This is a genomic window from Bradyrhizobium sp. 134 (genome assembly GCF_023074155.1).
GTDB lineage: Bacteria > Pseudomonadota > Alphaproteobacteria > Rhizobiales > Xanthobacteraceae > Bradyrhizobium.
Window position 1 is genome coordinate 428,490 of the sequence record NZ_JADPKX010000046.1, and the last position, 17,612, is coordinate 446,101.

Here is a 17,612-nt window from a genome sequence, read left to right on the forward strand (position 1 = left end):
CGTCCGTCAGAGCCGCTTGATCGCGGTGACCTCGCTGCCGGTTTGCTTGATCCGTGCAATGGCCGGCTCGATCGGCTCGATCACCGTTGCCATGTGATGCGCATTGGCGTGAACCATGGTGCCGCCATCGCGGACGATCGCGACATGCCCCTTCCAGAAGATGAGATCGCCGCGTTGTAACTTGCTCTGCTCATGCGGCTCCAGCGCGCGACCGAGGCCGGCCTGCTGCATGTCGCTGTCGCGCGGGCAGCCGATGCCCGCTGACGTCAGCGAGATCTGGACGAGTCCGGAGCAATCGACGCCAAGGCTGCTCTTGCCACCCCAGAGATAGGGCGTGCCGACGAAACGCTCGGCGACGGCGACGAAATCCGGCTCGCGATGACCGAGCGGGACGAGATGGGTCTTGGGCAGATATTGTCCGTCGCGCGTCACGGCGAAGCTGCCGTCCTCGCGCACAACCACGATCTTTGATCCCATCACCAGGGTGTCTGCGGGCGGCAGCTTGATCGAGGGACCGGGGAAGGCAAAGGTTCGTAGCGCGCTGACCATATGGGTCGGGGCGGCCGAGGGCTTCATCAGCGCTGCATCCGGCAGCCAGCCGACATAGCCGTCACCGGAAAGCTGACCCCACACCCAGCCTTCGCCGTTGCGGTCGTAGACCGTGACGCGCTCGCCGCGCAACGCTTGCGTCATCAGCATCGCGTTCGACGACGGCTGTTCGCGCACGGGCGCGATCGCCTCGACTGTCTCGAATTCCTCGCCCGTGACGAAACGATCCGCCTGCACCTTGCCTTCGAGGTATTTTGCGGCGAGGTCGCCGCGCGCGGGTGTCAGCCTTGGATCTCGCCCAGGATCACGCATAGCGCTCGCTCAACAATGTGTAGATCGCGCGCGCGGCCTGGCATTCGCCGCCCTCGGGGCGTGCGGGCTTCGCCGACGGTGTCCAGCCGTAGATGTCGACATGCAGCCAGCTCCTGGCGTGTTCGACGAAGCGTTGCAGGAACAGTGCGCAGATGATCGAGCCGGCAAAGCCGCCTGATGGTGCGTTGGTGATGGTGGCGGTCTTGGAGTCCAGCCACACATCGTAAGGCGGCCACAGCGGCATGCGCCACAGCGGATCGTTCTCCTTCACCGCGCATCGTGCGACGTCGGCGGCAAGCATCTCATCGTTGGTGTAAAACGGCGGCAAATCCGGCCCCAGCGCGACGCGTGCCGCTCCCGTCAGCGTGCCGAGATCGATCAGCAGGTCCGGCTTTTCCTCGTCCGCCAGCGCCAGCGCGTCGGCAAGCACCAGCCGTCCCTCCGCGTCCGTATTGCCGATCTCGACCGTGATGCCCTTGCGCGAGGTGAAGATGTCGAGCGGGCGGAAGGCATTGCTCGCCACCGCGTTCTCCACGGCCGGAATCAGCACGCGCAGCCGCACCTTCAGCTTCGCATCCATCACCATGCGCGCCAGCGCCAGCACGTTGGCGGCGCCCCCCATGTCCTTCTTCATGATCAGCATGCCGCTCGAAGGCTTCAGGTCGAGCCCGCCGGTGTCGAAGCAGACGCCCTTGCCGACCAGCGTCACCTTGGGATGCGCCGGGTCGCCCCAGCCGATGTCGATCAGCCGCGGCGCGCGGTCTGAGGCCATGCCGACGGCGTGGATCAGCGGAAAATTCGTCTTCAGCTCATCACCGATGGTGCAGGCAAAGCTTGCACCGAATTCGGCGGCGAGATCCTGCGCGGCTGCGGCAAGCTCCTCCGGCCCCATGTCGTTGGCCGGCGTGTTGATGAGGTCGCGCGCCAGCATTGCGGCGTCCGCCATGCGGTTGATCTCGGTCGCGTCGACGCCGTCGGGTGGCATGAGACGGACGTCGGGGCGATCCGCCTTGCGGTACCGGGCAAAGCGGTAGCTGCCGAGTGCGAAGGCGAGTGCGGCGAGCCGTGCATCGTGCGGTGCATTGGCGAAGCGATAGACGCCCGGCGGCAGCAGGCCGGGCAGGGCGCCCGGTCGGAACAGGTCGCGCGATCTGGCACTTTCGTCCTCGATCCCGAACAGCACTTGCGCGATCGCGCCATCGGGCGCGGGCAGCGCGAGATAGCCGCCCGGCTTTGCGGTAAAGGCGCTCGCAGTGGCGAACTGGCGTTGCGCCGCCGGTAGCCGCTCAGCGACCTGATCCCAGCTCGACTTGGTGACGAAGGTGATCGGAATGGCGGTAGGCGACGTCTCGAAGACAGAAGGCATTGGCGGGTCCGGATCGTCAGATCGAGCGGGTCATACGAACGGACGAGATTTCGCAGAGTTTCGCCGCCGCTGCAATCAGCTTTGCTGCCATCGTTGAGCGATCCGCTACTCGCAGCAAGGGGGCCATGCTAGGTTCCGGTAACGGGCCGTCAGGTGCGGAGATCTCCGGCGGCCGACGACAAAGCCGGCCGGGAGGAAACGCAATGGAATTTGTGTGGAGCGTGGTCACATTCATCGGCCAGGCGGTCGAGGCGATTTTTGGCTATGTCGAGCATCATCATTGGATATTCGCGTTCCTCGCCGGTGGTTACGTCTTCTATCTCCACGACCGCTCCGTTCACGCGCGGTTCGATGCACTGGACAAGCGCATTGACGAAATCCGCAAGCGGCTCGCCATCGAATATTGATCTGGTGAACGAAACCATCATCGGACGGGCCCCGTATCTCATGCCGAGGACCGCCGTTCACGCGAGCGGCCGCAGGGCTTTACTAGCGCTGCGGTTGTGGCATTATTGGCCAATATTTTAGATTGTGCCGTGCGGTTCTGCACGTGGCGAGCGCAACAACGAGGCATGCGGTCGCTTCTTACCCGGCTCATCATGGCTCGGGCTGATACCGAACGGAACCTGATCATCGAAGGCATTTCTCTTATCGTTTGCGCGGCGCGGCATTCGCAAATAAGCGACGCAAAATGGATAGATCGTTCATCATCGTACAGATTTCCGACCTGCATCTGGACGGGTCTGGTCGGCTGCTTGCGACGATCGAGACGCTCAATGCCGCAATTCGCGAGAGGATGGCGGACTTCGCGGATGTTCCCGATCGCATCCTGCTGATCACCGGCGATATCGTCGACGACCCGACGCCGCCTGCGCTCGACGAAGCGCTCGCCGTCATTACGTCCTTCCGGCAGACCGGGCTGTTCACCGACATTCAGGCAATTGCCGGCAATCACGACGTCAAGCGCCCGAGCCAGCGTGCAGGCCGCCACGACGTCTATGATTACCTGCATTTGCCGCGGACCTCGAAGAGCGTCTACTACCGTCAGGCCGGTCTCGATCTGGTGCTGCTGGATTCGAACCGCGCGAGCCTCACGACGCTCGCGAGCGGCAACGTCGACCAGGGCGCCTATCACGCCCTGGTTTCGGATTCCTCGCGGCTGAGCGTCGAACTCGCGGGCAGCCTCGGGTCGGGCGGCCGCGCCGATTATGCCGAGCCGGTTGAAAACCTGGTGCGCGTGCTGGCGCTGCACCATCATCCACTGCCGCAGGCGACCGGAGAAGGAAAGCGGTTTCTCGGCGTGCCCGACGAGCCGCTGATGTATCTCGCCGCGCCCGCGACCTTCCTCGAAGCGGCGACATCGCTCAACGTCGATCTGGTTCTGCACGGACACCGGCATGTCGAAGGCTTGACGCGCTATTCGATTCCCGATCCGCGCGCTACGTCGAGCGAGAGCGATGAAGCATTCTGGCGCACGATCTACGTCCTGTCCTGTCCATCATCGACCGGGCAGGCCGGTGACGATGCCGGCTTCAACGTCATCCATTTCGGCCCGATGTCCCATGGCGGCCGCACCGAGTATCGCTTCGCGATCGCCCGCTACTCACGTCCGCGCAAGGATGGTGTCTTCAGGCCGCTCGATTCCAACCTGCCGCACGGCGTCGTCAGGCTGCCGGCCGGGCGCGAGTTTTCCCGAGATCCGGCCGTCCAGTCGGGCATCGAGATCGACGCATGCACGACGCTGAAACGGGATCAGGTCGCGGCATTCGCCCGCCGGCTCCTGCTACGCCGCGCCTTCTATGCCGACGGCGAGGTGGATTGGGCCGATTTGCTCCACGTCTATCTCGTGACCTCTCACGCCTGGGCCGATCTCGACAGCAAGTTCTCGAGATCCGCACGCAAGCATGACCTCGACGCAGTGGCCGTGGTGACATCGCTGCTGCGTCGGTTGGTCGAGCAATCTGCAAATGTGCTCGGCATCGACGACGTTCAGCTCGACGAGCTCCGCGCGAGGCGTCTGGTCAATCGTGACGATCTTCGGCGCGAATTGCCGAGGGTGGCGCGGCCGGGCATCGATGTCGAGATCGAAACGCGGCAACGACTGCAATTGCTGCGAGACCTGAACGAGCAGGTGAAGGCGCTGGGCCTCGATCTGGGCCTCGGCGGCGAGGTGCCGCCGCAGGCGCCGCGGTGAGGGACGCGGCAGGGGATTAACCGGCCGTTAGGGTTAACAGTCTATTGCTGGCGTGTTCGGCTCGATCAATCGGCTCGAGAGTCAAAGCGTCATGCGTCAACAGTTCGGTCTTGAACGGTTCAGTCTTGGACGGCTCAGTCTTGAACGACTCAGTCTTGCCCGGCTTCTTGCGTCCACCTCGCTGGTTGCGGCGGTGGCCATGGGCCTCGGCGGCTGCACGGCGATGTCGAAACTCTCCGACGTCACGGGCTCGGTCGGGCCGCGGGCGGAAGCCGCTCCCACCGATCCCGCGCGCGCTGCCGAAGTCTATGGCGAGCGCTATCGTGCCAATCCCAAGGACGCCGATGCGGCGCTCGCCTACGGCCAGGCCTTGCGCGCCAACGGCCAGCACGCCCAGGCCGCCGCCGTGCTCGAGCAGGCGACCATCGCCAATCCCGGCAACAAGGCGCTGATGGCCCAATACGGCCGCGCGCTCTCCGACAACGGCAATTTCCAGCAAGCCTTCGACGTGCTGACGAAGGCGCATTCGCCCGACAACCCGGATTGGCGGCTGCTCTCGGTGCAGGGCACCGCGCTCGATCAGATGGGCCGTCACGAGGAAGCGCGTTCCTATTATGCGAGCGCGCTCAAGATCGCGCCTGGCGATCCCGGCGTGCTCTCCAATCTCGGCCTGTCCTACATGTTGTCGCGAGATCTGCCCAAGGCCGAAGACGCGCTGCGGCAAGCCTATGCCTCGCCGCGCGCAAACGCGCGGGTGCGGCAAAATCTCGGTCTGGTCGTCGGCCTCCAGGGCCGCTTCGCCGAGGCCGAGACCATCGTGAAGGCGGACCTGCCGCCGGACCAAGCTGCCGCCAATGTCGCCTATCTCAAGGAAATGCTGACCCGCAGCGACGTCAAGCGGGGTGCGCCGAAGCGGACTCCGGTCGCCTCGCTCGGCCAGCCTGACTGATCAGACGTGATCGTCCAATCTTGAGAAGGCATCCGCGGACCTTGCGCGGTCCGTCTAACGTCATTGCATCTCGGTGACCTTGATCCCCGTCGGTCCGAGAATGACGACGAACAGCACCGGCAGGAAGAACAGGATCATCGGTACCGTCAGCTTCGGCGGCAGTGCCGCGGCCTTTTTCTCGGCCTCGTTCATGCGCATGTCGCGGTTTTCCTGCGCCATCACCCGCAAGGATTGGCCGAGCGGGGTGCCGTAACGCTCCGCCTGCTGGAGCGCGAGACATACCGACTTGACGCCCTCGAGCCCGGTGCGCCGCGCGAGGTTCTCATAGGCGACCTTGCGATCCTGCAAATAGGACAGCTCGGCCGTTGTCAGGGTGAACTCCTCCGACAGCGCGATCGATTGGCCCACGATTTCGACCGCGACCTTCCGGAATGCCATCTCGATCGACATGCCGGATTCGATGCAGATCAGGAGCAGGTCGAGCGCGTCGGGAAAGGCGCGCTTGATCGAGAGTTGGCGCTTGGAGATCGCGTTCCTGAGGAATAGCATCGGCGCTTGAAGTCCGAGATAGGCCGCGCCGACGCAGATGCCGATCTTGATCGGCATCGACTGCTGCATATGCGCGATCAGGAACACGTAGACGACCGAACCGACGAACAGCACGATCGGGGCAACCAGGCGGGCAAACAGGAAGGTGATGTAGGGCGCCTGGCCCCGATAGCCCGCCATGATGAGCTTGTCCCGTGCAGCTTCCTGCGCGAGCCATTTGGTAAGGTTGAAGTCGTCGACGACCTTCGAGACGAGCTGCTTCGGCGTCTGGCGAAGAGAGACTTTTTCGCTCTTGTGGAGGCGCTCGCGCTCGCGCTGCCGGATGCGCTCACGTTCGTTCGCTACCGCCTTCATGCGCTTGGAAAGGCCTTCGCCAGCGAACAGCGGCATCACCAGCGTATAGACTGTGGCGCTGGCGGCAACGGCCGCCAGCAGCATCGTCATGAAGTGGACGTCGTGAAGTTTCGCAACGAGGAACTCTACCATAAGGCACCATCAGAAGTCGAAATTGATCATCTTCTTCATCACCATGATGCCAATCGACATCCAGACGACGCAGCCGACCAGCATGAGCTGGCCGGTGGGATGAGTCCAAAGCATCGAGATGTATCCCGGCGTTGTGAGGTAGACGAGGAACATCACGATCGGCGGCAGCGAGCCGATGATGCCGGCCGAGGCCTTGGCTTCCATCGACATCGCCTGGATCTTCTCTTTCATCTTCTTGCGGTCGCGCAGCACCTTGGAGAGGTTGCCGAGTGCTTCGGAGAGGTTGCCGCCCGATTTCTGCTGGATCGAGATGACGATGCCGAAGAAATTGGCCTCGGGCAGCGGCATCCGATCGTAGAGTCGCGTGCAGGCCTCGCCAAGCGGCATGCCGATCGCCTGCGTTTCGATGATGGACAGAAACTCCGAGCGCAGCGGCTCCGGCGCGTCGGCGGCGACGACCTTGATCGATTCGAACAGCGGCAGGCCTGCCTTGATGCCGCGGACGATCACGTCGACCGCGTCGGGCAGCGCCTTCAGGAATTTGGCTTCGCGGCGCCTCTTCAGGAAGCCCAGCGCCCAGCGTGGCAGACCGAAGCCGCCGGCAAAAGCGAGTCCGGCGGCACCGAGCAGGCCGCCGCCGATGAACAAGGCGAGTGCGAACAGCACGCCCGCCACGACGGCGGACACGATCCAGAATTTCTGCGGCGCCCAGTCGAGGCCGGCCTGCGACAGGCGAACACTGAGCGGTACGCTCTTCTCCTGCTGGCGCCGCGCCTCGAGATCCTTGAGCGAAGTTTCGACCTGCTCGCGGCGCGAGCGCTGCGTCTTCTCGGCCGCGCGGGCCGTGGGCGCCTCTGCCCGCGAGATCGAGGCGCGGCGGCTCTCGGCCTTCCGTTCTCCGGAGAGCATAGGATAAAGGAAGACCCAGGCGAGGCCGCCGACGGCGGCGGTGGCAAGGAAGGCGAGGGCAAGGACTTGCATGTTCATGGCTGCGCTGACCTGCTCACGTCGTGGGCGCCACTTCCGCGGCGTCGAGCGCCGCGGCAAGGCGCTTCTCTTCGCCGTAATAGCGGGCGCGTTCCCAGAACTTCGGACGGCCGATTCCGGTCGACCGATGCCGGCCGATGATCTTGCCGTTGGCGTCCTCGCCGACCATGTCGTAGAGGAAGACGTCCTGGGTGATGATGGTGTCGCCTTCCATGCCCATCACCTCGGTGATGTGGGTGATGCGGCGCGAACCGTCGCGCAGGCGCGCGGCCTGGACGATGACGTCGATCGAAGCGCAGATCATCTCGCGGATGGTGCGTGAAGGCAGGGAGAAGCCGCCCATCGTGATCATGGATTCGCAGCGCGATAGCGCCTCGCGGGGATTGTTGGCGTGCAGCGTGCCCATCGAGCCGTCATGGCCGGTGTTCATGGCCTGGAGCAGGTCGAACGCTTCGGGTCCGCGGACTTCGCCGACGATGATCCGCTCGGGACGCATACGCAGGCAGTTGCGCACCAGCTCGCGCATGGTGACCTGGCCCTCGCCCTCGATGTTGGGCGGGCGGGTTTCCAGTCGGACCACGTGCGGTTGCTGGAGCTGGAGTTCGGCGGCGTCTTCGCAGGTGATGACGCGCTCGTCGTGCTCGATGTAGTTGGTCAGGCAGTTGAGCAACGTGGTTTTGCCCGAGCCGGTACCGCCGGAGATCAGCACGTTGCAGCGGACGCGGCCGATGATCTGGAGGATTTCCGCGCCCTCCGGCGAGATTGCGCCGAACTTGACGAGCTGATCGAGCGTCAGCTTGTCCTTCTTGAACTTGCGGATGGTGAGCGTGGGGCCGTCGATCGACAGCGGGGGCACGATGGCGTTGACGCGGGAGCCATCGGCCAGGCGCGCGTCGCAGATCGGCGAGGATTCATCGACGCGCCGGCCGACCTGGCTGACGATACGCTGGCAGATGTTGAGGAGCTGCTGGTTGTCGCGGAAGCGGATACCGGTGCGTTGGATCTTGCCGGCGACCTCGATGTAGACGGTGTCGGCGCCGTTGACCATGATGTCGGCGATGTCGTCGCGCGACAACAGCGGCTCCAGCGGACCGTAGCCGAGGACATCATTGCAGATGTCGTCGAGCAGCTCTTCCTGCTCGGCGATCGACATCACGATGTTCTTGATCGCGATGATCTCGTTGACGATGTCCCGGATTTCCTCGCGCGCGGACTCCGAATCGAGCTTGGCGAGCTGGGCGAGGTCGATGGCCTCGATCAGCGCGCCGAAGATGGTCGCCTTGACCTCGTAATAATTGTCCGAGCGGCGGGCTTCCATGGTCGGCGCAGGCTTCGCCGGGGCAAGCGGCGGAGAGGTGACGGCCGGCGGCGGCGGCACGCGCGACACAGCGGGCGCCGAAGCCTGGGCAGGCTCTGACGACACGGCACCGGGCTTCGAGGCCCGAGGGTCGGTGTCTGTTCCGCTACGCTTACCGAACACTTAAAAACTCCATGCGGCGACCTATTTTCCCCGCAACTTCTCAATCAGGGGTGAAAGCAGGGACGACTTTTGCTTCTTCGTTTCGCTGCGGCCGGTCAGGCGCTGGGCGATCTGAAGGAACATCTCGATTGATTTGTGATTGGCCGAGATCTCCGCGATCATCTGGCCGTTATTGGCCGCCGAGCCGAAGATCTGCGGCTCGAAGGGGATCGAGACGACCGGCTGGCTCTCGATCGCCTTGGCGAACTCCGCCGCGGCGATTTCGGGCCGTTTCGGCACGCCGACCTGGTTCAGGCAGTAGAGCGGCGGACGGTCGTTCGGACGCGCGGCCTTCAGGAGATCGAACAGGTTTTTGGTGTTGCGCAAATTGGCGAGGTCGGGTGCCGCCACGATCAGGATGTCGTCCGCTCCGATCAGGGCGCGTTTTGTCCAGCCCGACCATTGGTGCGGAACGTCGAGCACGATGCAGGGCATGGTGGAGCGCAGCGTGTCGAACACGGCATCGAAGGCGTCGGCGCCGAAATCATAGACCCGGTCGAGCGTCGCCGGCGCCGCCAGCAGGCTGAGGTGGTCGGTGCATTTCGACAGCAGGCGGTCGATGAAGGCGGTATCGACGCGATCGGGCGAGAACACGGCGTCGGCAATACCCTGCGGCGGATCCTGGTTATAGTCGAGCCCAGCAGTGCCGAAGGCGAGGTCGAGGTCGGCGACGACCGCGTCCATCGCGAGATCGCGGGCGATCGCCCAGGCGACGTTGTGGGAGATGGTTGACGCGCCGACGCCGCCCTTGGCGCCGACCACGGCGATGATACGGCCGACGGCCTTGGCTTCCGGCGCCGAGAACAGGTTGCAGATCGAGCGCACGACGTCGATCGCGCCGACCGGCGCGAGCACGTAGTCGCTGACGCCGCGGCGCACCAGCTCGCGGTAGAGCATGACGTCGTTGATGCGGCCGATCACGACCACGCGGGTGCCGGCGTCGCAGACGGTTGCGAGATGATCGAGCCCGCCCAGGAGGTCGTTGCGGCCGTCGCTTTCGAGCACGATCACGTTCGGCGTGGGTGCCGAGCGGTAGGCTTCGACCGCAGCCGCCATACCGCCCATCTGGATCTTGAGATGGGCCTTGCCGAGACGGCGATCTTCGCCGGCCGACTGCACGGCAGCCGCCGTTTCCACGGTCTCGCAGAAAGCCTGGACGGAAACGCGGGGGGCAGGCGCAATATGCTCCTCGGCCGGCGGGAACGATGCCTCGGACTGCTCTTCTTGGGGCTGGCGAGCGTAGCTGATCATTTGCCGGTGTCGCTGAGTTTGGCCTTGTCGGCCTCAGGATAGGCGACCGCCGTCGGCATTCCCTTGCGATACTTCTCGAACGCGGCGGTGCGCCGCGGCGTGTAGGACGGCGTTTCGGGCCGCGGCTGCTCGAGATCTGACGGATTGTCGACCATCGCCGCAAGGTTGCGCTGATAAGCGCAGCCGTAATTGTAATATTCCTTGTTCTCGAACCAGCTCTTGTTCTTCATCGAAGGGCCGATGTCTTCCGGCCACAGGCCGCAAGGACCCGCGACCGCGGCGATCTTGGAATAGGTGAGCCGGATCGGCGGCAGGAAGCGCTTGTCTTCCGGCTGGTAAGAACGGGCGCTGACGCCGCGCGGCGGAACGCCTGCCGCTGACAGGATCGCCTGGATTTCACGCATGGTGTCCGCGACCGGACGCGCGTTGGGCGTGCCGGACGGCACGTCGATCTGGATCGCGCCGGTGCCTTCGTGCATCCAGGCCGATGCGACGCCCATCACGTCGGCGCGCTGGGCGGCGGTCAAGCCGCCGCGGGCATGGCCGACGAAGACGACGATGGAGCGATTCTGCTCCTCGATGGCGATCGGATGGCGCTGCTTGTAGTTGTCGGGAATGGAGGCGGTGACCGCTTCGTCATGCTGGCAGCCGCCAAGGGCGAGCGCCATGCCGACGAGCGCGCCGCCGAGGTGGATGGCGCGCCTGCGAATCTGGGGTGGTCTAGTGATCTTCATGAAGTCCCCGTTCCGCCTCAATCGGTGATGAAGCCGTAGGTGCCGCGGTAGTTCTTGGCCGGTTCGGTCCGGCCGGGCACGCCGTAGATGCGGTTGATGTTGCCGAGCAGTTCGGCCTGCGGATCCGCAGGCGCGGAGAAGCCATCATCCGGCCGCGACAGATCCTTTTGCGCAACTGCGCGAACGATATAGGGCGTCACGATCACGACCAGCTCGGTCGCGTTGTTGACGAAGTCGCGGCTGCGGAACAGCGTGCCGAGGACCGGGAGCTGCATCAGGCCCGGCAGTCCGCTGACCGCCTGCTTGGTCTGCTGCTGGATCAGGCCGGCCATAGCCATCGCGCCGCCGGAGGGAATTTCCAGCGAGGTTTCTGCGCGGCGGGTCTTGATCGAGGGCACCGTGAGCGAGTTGACCGAGGTCGAGGTCACGGCCTGGGACAGCGTGATCGCGTTTTCATTGGAGAGCTCAGAGACCTCCGTCATCACCCGCAGGCTGATCTTGCCCTCGGTGAGAACGACGGGGGTGAAGTTGAGCGAGATGCCGAACTTTTTGAAGCTGATCTGGGTAGTACAAACGTGCGTGGTAGGGTCGCACGCGTAGCCGGCAGGCACCGGGAATTCACCGCCGGCGATGAATGTTGCCGATTCACCGGAGATCGCGGTCAGATTCGGTTCGGCCAGCGTCCGGATCACACCCGCGGTTTCCATCGCACGCAGGGTGGCCTGCACCGACGGGGCCCCGCCGAACTTGGTGGTCAGATTGTTGCCGTCGACGAGGTTCTTGCCGAGAGCCGTGAACGGATTGGAGTTGCTGAAGCTGACGACCGAGGTGCCGTAGCTGAGGTTGGCGGTAAGGTCGATTCCGAGCTGCTTGATGATGCTGCGCTGCACTTCGGCAACAGTCACCTTGAGCATGACCTGGTCGCGGCCGCGGACCACGATCGAGTTCACGACCTTCTCGGGGCCGCCCGCGAGGCGCACGGCGAGGTCGTTGGCCTGCTGGGCTTCGGCAGGATTCGCGGCCGAACCGGTCAGGATGATGCCGTCGCCTAGCCCGTCGATCTGGATGTCTGAGTTCGGCAGGACCTGCTTCAGCGCGGCCCGTACGCCGTTGAGGTCGCGCTTGACGGCGATGTCATAGGCCGCAATCTGCTGGCCGGCGGAATCGAAGAACACGATGTTGGTCTGGCCGATCGCGGCGCCGATGATGTAGGCGCGCTGCGCCGAGCGGACGACCGCGTTGGCGATCTTGGGATCGGCGACGAGCACGTCCTTGATGTCACGCGGAAGGTCGATCACGATCGACTTGCCGATGCCGAGCGAGAGGAATCGCGCGTTCATCTGACCGTCGGCCGCAGCCTGCGCCACAGGGCGATAGTCGGCGGCAACCACAGGGGTCAGCACCGGGTTGAGCGCGAGCGCGACGGTGGCCGAAAACGACAGGGCGCGGACCACAGAGGTTCGCATCGTCGCCAAGTTCGCCCTGCATTTCATATCGACAGTCCTCATCGTGCCTTCGCCGTCGAGCTTGGGATACCGTACCGAATGATCGAAATGCCATCGCGCTTCTGCGCGGAATCATCGAGCGTGATCTCGCTGAGCTTGACGTCGACGATGCTGCGCAACGCCAGCGACAGCGTGCCGCTCTGGCGTGCGGAGGAGAGCGTCGCAGTCTGCGCAGGATTGAGCTCGAGGGTGACGGTCTTGCCGACCACCGCGTTCTGCCCGTCCTTCTCCTTCGGCGCCTGGTCGATGGCCAGGACGCGGATATTGGCCAGGATGATCTCGGACGTGATCACATCAGGGGCGCCGCTGCTCTGGTCCGGATTCTTGAGACGGCGCGTCAGAAGCACGTCGACGCGGTCGTTGGGGAGGATGAAGCCGCCTGCGCCGGTTTCCGGCGAGATCTCGGTCGAAATCGCCCGCATGCCGGTGGGCAGGATTGCCGCCATGAAGCCGGAGCCTTCGGCCTTGACCAGCTTCTGGTCGCGGATCGGCTCACCCTGGATGAAGGGAGATCGTGCGATCGAGCCGGTGACCTGGGTTACCCCCTCGGGGCGCTCGTTGCGGCGGATGAAGGTGGTGCTGGCGGTCGCGGACGGCCAGGTCTGCCATTGCACGTCTTCCGGCTTGACGGTCTGGCCGAGGCCGATGTCGTTCTTGGCGACCAGGACGTCGACGGTGGGAAGCTGCGCGACCGGAGCCGGAGGCGGCGCAGAATTGTCCGAGCCGCTCGCCAGATACGCGGCGACACCGCCGGCGCAGATGGCGACCGTCAGGACGACAATGCGTGCCCTATTCATACGCTTCACTTTCCAACAAACGCCGCGACGCTGACGCCGCCGTAATCGGCAGTTGACCAGCTATTCGTCAAAGCATGGTTAATGAGGCGTATCTAAATCGCCTTAACGCCGGGTTGACCCGATGCGTTCAGCGCAATGCGAGGTGAGCGAGGTCGATCGCCTTCACCCATTCGGTCTCCGGGTAGACCATCAGCGCACTCATTGCGAGCGCGATGCCGTAGGGAATGCCGCTCTCCTTGGCGTGCAGCCGCGCGAGCCAGGCCTGGCCCGCCAGCCCATAAGGCAGCGGCCACTGCCGGAACTGGAGCAGGAGCAGCGTCAGCGCCCCGCCGAACAGCGAGGCGTAGAGCAGGAAGTTCATCAGCTGTGCGAACCCGAACCAGAGTGCGACGGAGGCCGCGACCTTGGCATCGCCACCGCCGACCCAGCCCATCGCAAAACAGGTGAAAGCCACGACCAGGACGAGCGCACCTGAGCCGACATGGCTCAGCATCTCGTAAGGTGCCATGCCACCGGCGAGAGCGAGCGCGAAAAAGCCGGCGACCAGCGCCAGCGATACGCGGTTAGAGATCGTCATCGTGAAGAGATCGCTCGCGGCGGCAAACGCCATCAGGGCAGGGAAGAGCAGAAGGCGCGCAAGGTCGAGGATCATGGGTCGCGTCTTGAGGCCTGGGTTTGCCGCGGAGCTGGCGTCGCCGGATTCTAGCCGGCAGTGCTAAACAAACCGAAAACGGCGGCAGCCGTTTCGATGGGCGGAGCCAGCCGAAGGCGTGCTCACCAGAGGGAGGCGATGCGTGCGGCGAGCGCGACGGTCGCAAGCAGCAGGGCCAGGCAGACCCAGTAAGCCGGCGAGCCGGTCTGCGCGGCCTCCGCCGCGTTTGCCGCGACCGCGGCATCGGTTCTGTACTTGCTCAACGCCACTGGAACTCGCCGTCTGAAAAACAAAGGCCCCGGAGGCCCGGGGCTTTTGCCGTCGTTCGTCGATCGCTTACTTCAGCGAGCTGCTGATCGAGGTGAACTTGGCGTTCAGCGTGGTGCCGAGATTGTTGACGACGGTGATGATGGCCAGCGCGATGCCGGCGGCGATCAGGCCGTATTCGATGGCGGTGGCGCCGGATTCATCTTTCGCGAAACGCGCAATCAGGTTCTTCATGAACAAAACTCCATCTGGGGTGGGATCGCCTCGTTCGGCGTTGTGCTTGACCCAATGACCATGAGATCCGAGCTCTTTCGGGAGAGTTAATTCGATTGGGCAAACCCGCCTGCCGCTGGCCAGAGTGAATTTCGCCTTAAGGCAGCCAGCTGCAATCGTTCCAGTTCCGGATGTGCAGCAAGCGCAGTTCCGGCTTCACCGTCCCTTAAATTTGAGGGAGTACGCGTAGGCGGGACCAGCAATTCGCAAGAGAGGCGACAATGTCGAGCCTGCCCATGGAAATCGCCCTGATGCTCGGCGAGACCATCGCGAAGGTGATCCCCACGACTTTCGCGCTCGCGGTGGTCTTCACCGTGCTCGAGCACGTCTGGGCCTGCAATCCCGGCGTGCCCTGGTGGCGCAAGCGGGAGATCGTCACGGACATCTGCTACTGGTTTGTCGTTCCGGTGTTTGCACGTGTCATGCGGATCAGCCTTCTGATCGTCGGTGCGAGCTTCGTCTTCAACATCCATGATGCCGACGAACTCATCGCCTTCTACGACAATGGCCACGGCCCGCTGTCGCTATTGCCGCTCTGGGTCCAGGCCGTGCTGTTCCTGGTCCTGTCCGATTTCATGCTGTACTGGCTGCACCGGCTGTTCCACGGCGGCGGGTTCTGGAAGTATCACGCGATCCATCACTCCTCGGAGGAGATCAGCTGGATTTCCGCGGCCCGCTTCCATCCCGTCAATCTCGTGCTCGGTACGATCGCGGTCGACGTCGTGCTGCTGATGGCCGGCATTTCGCCGAACGCCATGGTCTGGCTGGCCCCGTTCACGACCTTCCATTCGGCCTTCGTGCACGCCAACCTCAACTGGACCTTCGGGCCGTTCAAATATGTGCTGGCGACGCCGGTGTTCCATCGCTGGCACCACACCTCGCTCGCGGAGGGCGGCGACACCAATTTTGCCGGCACGTTCCCGATCTGGGATGTGCTGTTCGGCACTTTCCGGATGCCCGCGGGGCAATTGCCGCAGGATTACGGCAAGGATGAAGCCACCATGCCGAAGGAGATCGGAGGGCAGCTTGCCTATCCGTTCCGCCGCTAGGTTCTCGGGGCCGCGAAATGCCAGTCCGTTCAAACAATACTCGGCGAATTTGCGGAACGTTCACGAATTGAGGGCAGGTTAGCCGGGTCGGGCACCGGCTCGGCTGTTATCTGATTGCTTCTGCCGGTTTGTGACGTCCCGGGGGTAAGAGTATGCGTAAACAACTGCTGCGCCGTCATGCGCGCGTCTGTCTTCTGGTTGCGGCCGCGGTGCTGGCATCGCCGGCTGCTGGCCTTGCCGAGCCGACCGCAGATGCCATAGCCGTGAATGTCGACCAGGCCAAGCTGGTGCGGTTGCCTGGCAAGGTGGCGACCATCGTGGTCGGCAATCCCATGATCGCCGACGTCACGCTCCAGCCTGGTGGCATGATCGTCGTGACCGGCAAGGGCTATGGCGCCACCAATTTCATCGCGCTCGACCGAGGCGGCGAGATCCTGGTCGATCGCCAGATCCAGGTCGAAGGTCCGAGCGATCGGCTCGTCACCGTCTATCGCGGGATCGAGCGCGAGTCCTACAGCTGCATGCCGGTTTGCCAGCGTCGCGTGACGCTCGGCGACAGCGACACCTATTTCAACAACACGATGAGTCAGGCCGGTTCGTTGAGCAGCACGGCCAGCGGCAATGCTGGTGCGGGCGCCAAGACGAACTGAGTAAGACCAACCAGGTAAGACCAACCAGCGAGTTTGATTGGCGGGCTTGCCGGGGCAAGGATCGCCCCGGGCCGATGCGGGCGCATGAGTTTCTCTCTCCGTATGCTCGTCTCAATGCTCTCGTCTCCTTGGCCTGGGTCGTTCACGGTTAACGCGCCCCTAATGGCCCGGGTCGCCGGGTGCGGATCGCCTGAAACACTTAAACAATCAGTTTCCGCTATTGAACATGGCAGATGATTGCTGCTGCTGCTGGGGAATTTGATGCCTTCGCCTGCACCTACGAGGTTCACGCTCCTCGCCATGCTGCGCCGGTTTCGCGGCAGTCGCCGCGGCTCCGCAGCCGTCGAGTTCGCGCTGGTCGCACCGATGTTCTTCGCGCTGCTGTTCGCCATCATCGAGACGGCGCTGATGTTCTTGGCGACCCAGGTGCTCGAGAGCGCCAGCCAGAATTCCGCGCGGGTGTTGCTGACGGGGCAGGCGCAATCCGGTTCGGTGGCGGCCTGCGCGGTGTCCGGCGTGAGCACGCCCTGCTCGCAAACGACGTTCAAGGCTTACGTCTGCAGCCAGATCCCAGCGCTCTTTGATTGCACCAAGCTCTACATCGACGTTGTGAGTACAAACTCGTTCGGAGCACTAAGCCTCACCAGCTACGGCAATTCCTGCAGCTTCAACCCGGCCGGCGTGCAGTACAATGCCGGGGCCGCCGGCCAGGTCGTCGTGGTGCGCCTGTTCTATCAGTGGCCGCTCATCGTCACCGGCCTTGGCTTCAACATGGGCTGCAGCAACAAACGGCTGCTGGTCGCGACCGCGGCCTTCAAGAACGAACCTTTTTGAGACAGATGGATTCGAGCAAGCCGATGCAGCCGATTGCGCATATCTGGAGGAATACCGGTCACTTCGTGCGTGACTTCGTCGCCGACAAGCGCGCGCTCGCGGCGACCGAATTCGCGGTCATCGTGCCGCTGATGTTGGTGATGTTCTTCGGTACCGTCGAATTTTCATCGGCCGTGGCGATTGATCGCAAAGTCACAATGATTGCACGGACACTGTCCGATTTGACGTCGCAGTCAACGTCGCTCGACTCGAGCGACTTGCAGGACACGTTCACGGCAAGCATTTCGATGATCATGCCTTACGACGCTACGCTCGTGAACGGCACGGTTCTTCAGATCTATATCGACTCGAGCAGCGTCGCCAAAATTAAATGGAGCCAGTCCGCCACCATTGCCAACGGTGCGACGCAGGCCACGCTGACGGCACCGCCCTCGGCTCTGGTTGCTGGTACCACGGTCACCTCGATGATTCCGTCGACGCTCTTGATCCCGAAGACCTACCTCATTTACAGCGAGGCGAGTTACCTCTACACGCCTTCTGTCAAATTTGTTCTGAAGTCGGGCATCACGCTGAGCGATGTCTCCTACACGCGGCCGCGCCAGGTCACCTGCGTTCCTTACAACGGCGTACCGTCGCTGCCGTGCCCCCTGAACTAGAAAAAAGGCCGGGCATTGCGCCCGGCCTTTTCT

19 protein-coding genes are annotated in these 17,612 nt (G+C 63.8%); 7 read left to right on the forward strand and 12 right to left on the reverse strand.

Annotation, left to right across the window (positions count from 1 at the left end; translation table 11 throughout):
- Positions 1–6: 6 nt before the first annotated feature.
- Together IVA75_RS19380 and IVA75_RS19385 are read right to left on the reverse strand one after the other, a co-directional pair.
- Positions 7–861 carry a C40 family peptidase gene (locus IVA75_RS19380; RefSeq protein ID WP_247283620.1) on the reverse strand — a complete coding sequence of 285 codons (855 nt, stop codon included), beginning with the start codon at positions 859–861 and terminating at the stop codon, positions 7–9.
- Positions 854–2,227 carry a leucyl aminopeptidase family protein gene (locus IVA75_RS19385; protein ID WP_247283623.1) on the reverse strand — a complete coding sequence of 458 codons (1,374 nt, stop codon included), beginning with the start codon at positions 2,225–2,227 and terminating at the stop codon, positions 854–856. Before IVA75_RS19385 ends, IVA75_RS19380 begins: the two co-directional genes overlap by 8 nt.
- A 203-nt stretch (positions 2,228–2,430) precedes the next feature.
- Between IVA75_RS19385 and IVA75_RS40370 the strand changes: the two genes are divergently transcribed.
- The 3 genes from IVA75_RS40370 to IVA75_RS19400 all read left to right on the forward strand — a co-directional run bounded on the left by IVA75_RS40370 (position 2,431) and on the right by IVA75_RS19400 (position 5,370).
- Positions 2,431–2,634: a hypothetical protein gene (locus IVA75_RS40370; protein WP_018454690.1), complete on the forward strand. Its 204-nt coding sequence runs from the start codon at positions 2,431–2,433 to the stop codon at positions 2,632–2,634.
- Between the two features lie 284 nt (positions 2,635–2,918).
- A complete protein-coding gene (locus IVA75_RS19395) occupies positions 2,919–4,421 on the forward strand; it encodes a metallophosphoesterase (RefSeq protein WP_247283625.1) in 1,503 nt (500 codons plus the stop codon).
- Between the two features lie 199 nt (positions 4,422–4,620).
- On the forward strand, positions 4,621–5,370 hold the full coding sequence (locus tag IVA75_RS19400; RefSeq protein WP_247284104.1) for a tetratricopeptide repeat protein: 750 nt from the start codon (positions 4,621–4,623) through the stop codon (positions 5,368–5,370).
- Positions 5,371–5,430: 60 nt separating this feature from the next.
- Here IVA75_RS19400 and IVA75_RS19405 read toward each other — a convergent pair whose 3' ends face one another.
- The 10 genes from IVA75_RS19405 to IVA75_RS19450 all read right to left on the reverse strand — a co-directional run bounded on the left by IVA75_RS19405 (position 5,431) and on the right by IVA75_RS19450 (position 14,351).
- Positions 5,431–6,405: a type II secretion system F family protein gene (locus tag IVA75_RS19405; protein ID WP_027570195.1), complete on the reverse strand. Its 975-nt coding sequence runs from the start codon at positions 6,403–6,405 to the stop codon at positions 5,431–5,433.
- A 9-nt stretch (positions 6,406–6,414) separates the two neighbouring features.
- Positions 6,415–7,392 carry a type II secretion system F family protein gene (locus IVA75_RS19410; RefSeq protein WP_027570196.1) on the reverse strand — a complete coding sequence of 326 codons (978 nt, stop codon included), beginning with the start codon at positions 7,390–7,392 and terminating at the stop codon, positions 6,415–6,417.
- Positions 7,393–7,408: 16 nt separating this feature from the next.
- A complete protein-coding gene (locus tag IVA75_RS19415; RefSeq protein ID WP_027570197.1) occupies positions 7,409–8,872 on the reverse strand; it encodes a CpaF family protein in 1,464 nt (487 codons plus the stop codon).
- Between the two features lie 21 nt (positions 8,873–8,893).
- Complete coding sequence (locus IVA75_RS19420) at positions 8,894–10,162, reverse strand: AAA family ATPase (RefSeq protein ID WP_247283627.1); 1,269 nt, start codon at positions 10,160–10,162, stop codon at positions 8,894–8,896.
- A complete protein-coding gene (locus IVA75_RS19425; protein WP_027570199.1) occupies positions 10,159–10,896 on the reverse strand; it encodes a CpaD family pilus assembly protein in 738 nt (245 codons plus the stop codon). Before IVA75_RS19425 ends, IVA75_RS19420 begins: the two co-directional genes overlap by 4 nt.
- A 17-nt stretch (positions 10,897–10,913) precedes the next feature.
- Positions 10,914–12,389 (reverse strand): type II and III secretion system protein family protein, encoded by a 1,476-nt coding sequence (locus IVA75_RS19430; RefSeq protein WP_027570200.1) that lies wholly within the window; start codon positions 12,387–12,389, stop codon positions 10,914–10,916.
- Positions 12,390–12,400: 11 nt separating this feature from the next.
- Positions 12,401–13,198 carry a Flp pilus assembly protein CpaB gene (gene cpaB / locus IVA75_RS19435; protein ID WP_027570201.1) on the reverse strand — a complete coding sequence of 266 codons (798 nt, stop codon included), beginning with the start codon at positions 13,196–13,198 and terminating at the stop codon, positions 12,401–12,403.
- Positions 13,199–13,325: 127 nt separating this feature from the next.
- A complete protein-coding gene (locus IVA75_RS19440; protein ID WP_027570202.1) occupies positions 13,326–13,850 on the reverse strand; it encodes a prepilin peptidase in 525 nt (174 codons plus the stop codon).
- Positions 13,851–13,972: 122 nt separating this feature from the next.
- Positions 13,973–14,113 (reverse strand): hypothetical protein, encoded by a 141-nt coding sequence (locus tag IVA75_RS19445; RefSeq protein ID WP_197031224.1) that lies wholly within the window; start codon positions 14,111–14,113, stop codon positions 13,973–13,975.
- Positions 14,114–14,186: 73 nt separating this feature from the next.
- A complete protein-coding gene (locus IVA75_RS19450; protein ID WP_007599783.1) occupies positions 14,187–14,351 on the reverse strand; it encodes a Flp family type IVb pilin in 165 nt (54 codons plus the stop codon).
- A gap of 260 nt (positions 14,352–14,611) precedes the next feature.
- Here IVA75_RS19450 and IVA75_RS19455 point away from each other — a divergent pair, with 260 nt between their 5' ends.
- From IVA75_RS19455 to IVA75_RS19470, 4 genes are all read left to right on the forward strand, one after another.
- Complete coding sequence (locus IVA75_RS19455; protein ID WP_247283629.1) at positions 14,612–15,439, forward strand: sterol desaturase family protein; 828 nt, start codon at positions 14,612–14,614, stop codon at positions 15,437–15,439.
- Positions 15,440–15,591: 152 nt separating this feature from the next.
- Positions 15,592–16,089: a pilus assembly protein N-terminal domain-containing protein gene (locus IVA75_RS19460; protein WP_027570204.1), complete on the forward strand. Its 498-nt coding sequence runs from the start codon at positions 15,592–15,594 to the stop codon at positions 16,087–16,089.
- A 261-nt stretch (positions 16,090–16,350) separates the two neighbouring features.
- Complete coding sequence (locus tag IVA75_RS19465) at positions 16,351–16,923, forward strand: TadE/TadG family type IV pilus assembly protein (RefSeq protein WP_027570205.1); 573 nt, start codon at positions 16,351–16,353, stop codon at positions 16,921–16,923.
- Between the two features lie 5 nt (positions 16,924–16,928).
- Complete coding sequence (locus tag IVA75_RS19470) at positions 16,929–17,579, forward strand: TadE/TadG family type IV pilus assembly protein (protein WP_247283631.1); 651 nt, start codon at positions 16,929–16,931, stop codon at positions 17,577–17,579.
- Positions 17,580–17,612: the final 33 nt, after the last annotated feature.

Excerpts from the sequence above, each read along its gene's own strand:
- cpaB (WP_027570201.1), bottom strand. The coding sequence starts at position 13,198 with ATGAATAGGGCACGCATTGTCGTCCTGACGGTCGCCATCTGCGCCGGC.
- IVA75_RS19420 (WP_247283627.1), bottom strand. The coding sequence starts at position 10,162 with ATGATCAGCTACGCTCGCCAGCCCCAAGAAGAGCAGTCCGAGGCATCG.
- IVA75_RS19380 (WP_247283620.1), bottom strand. The coding sequence starts at position 861 with ATGCGTGATCCTGGGCGAGATCCAAGGCTGACACCCGCGCGCGGCGAC.
- IVA75_RS40370 (WP_018454690.1), top strand. The coding sequence starts at position 2,431 with ATGGAATTTGTGTGGAGCGTGGTCACATTCATCGGCCAGGCGGTCGAG.
- IVA75_RS19425 (WP_027570199.1), bottom strand. The coding sequence starts at position 10,896 with ATGAAGATCACTAGACCACCCCAGATTCGCAGGCGCGCCATCCACCTC.
- IVA75_RS19430 (WP_027570200.1), bottom strand. The coding sequence starts at position 12,389 with ATGAAATGCAGGGCGAACTTGGCGACGATGCGAACCTCTGTGGTCCGC.
- IVA75_RS19385 (WP_247283623.1), bottom strand. The coding sequence starts at position 2,227 with ATGCCTTCTGTCTTCGAGACGTCGCCTACCGCCATTCCGATCACCTTC.
- IVA75_RS19460 (WP_027570204.1), top strand. The coding sequence starts at position 15,592 with ATGCGTAAACAACTGCTGCGCCGTCATGCGCGCGTCTGTCTTCTGGTT.
- IVA75_RS19455 (WP_247283629.1), top strand. The coding sequence starts at position 14,612 with ATGTCGAGCCTGCCCATGGAAATCGCCCTGATGCTCGGCGAGACCATC.
- IVA75_RS19465 (WP_027570205.1), top strand. The coding sequence starts at position 16,351 with ATGCCTTCGCCTGCACCTACGAGGTTCACGCTCCTCGCCATGCTGCGC.
- IVA75_RS19400 (WP_247284104.1), top strand. The coding sequence starts at position 4,621 with ATGGGCCTCGGCGGCTGCACGGCGATGTCGAAACTCTCCGACGTCACG.
- IVA75_RS19450 (WP_007599783.1), bottom strand. The coding sequence starts at position 14,351 with ATGAAGAACCTGATTGCGCGTTTCGCGAAAGATGAATCCGGCGCCACC.
- IVA75_RS19395 (WP_247283625.1), top strand. The coding sequence starts at position 2,919 with ATGGATAGATCGTTCATCATCGTACAGATTTCCGACCTGCATCTGGAC.
- IVA75_RS19405 (WP_027570195.1), bottom strand. The coding sequence starts at position 6,405 with ATGGTAGAGTTCCTCGTTGCGAAACTTCACGACGTCCACTTCATGACG.
- IVA75_RS19410 (WP_027570196.1), bottom strand. The coding sequence starts at position 7,392 with ATGAACATGCAAGTCCTTGCCCTCGCCTTCCTTGCCACCGCCGCCGTC.
- IVA75_RS19440 (WP_027570202.1), bottom strand. The coding sequence starts at position 13,850 with ATGATCCTCGACCTTGCGCGCCTTCTGCTCTTCCCTGCCCTGATGGCG.
- IVA75_RS19470 (WP_247283631.1), top strand. The coding sequence starts at position 16,929 with ATGGATTCGAGCAAGCCGATGCAGCCGATTGCGCATATCTGGAGGAAT.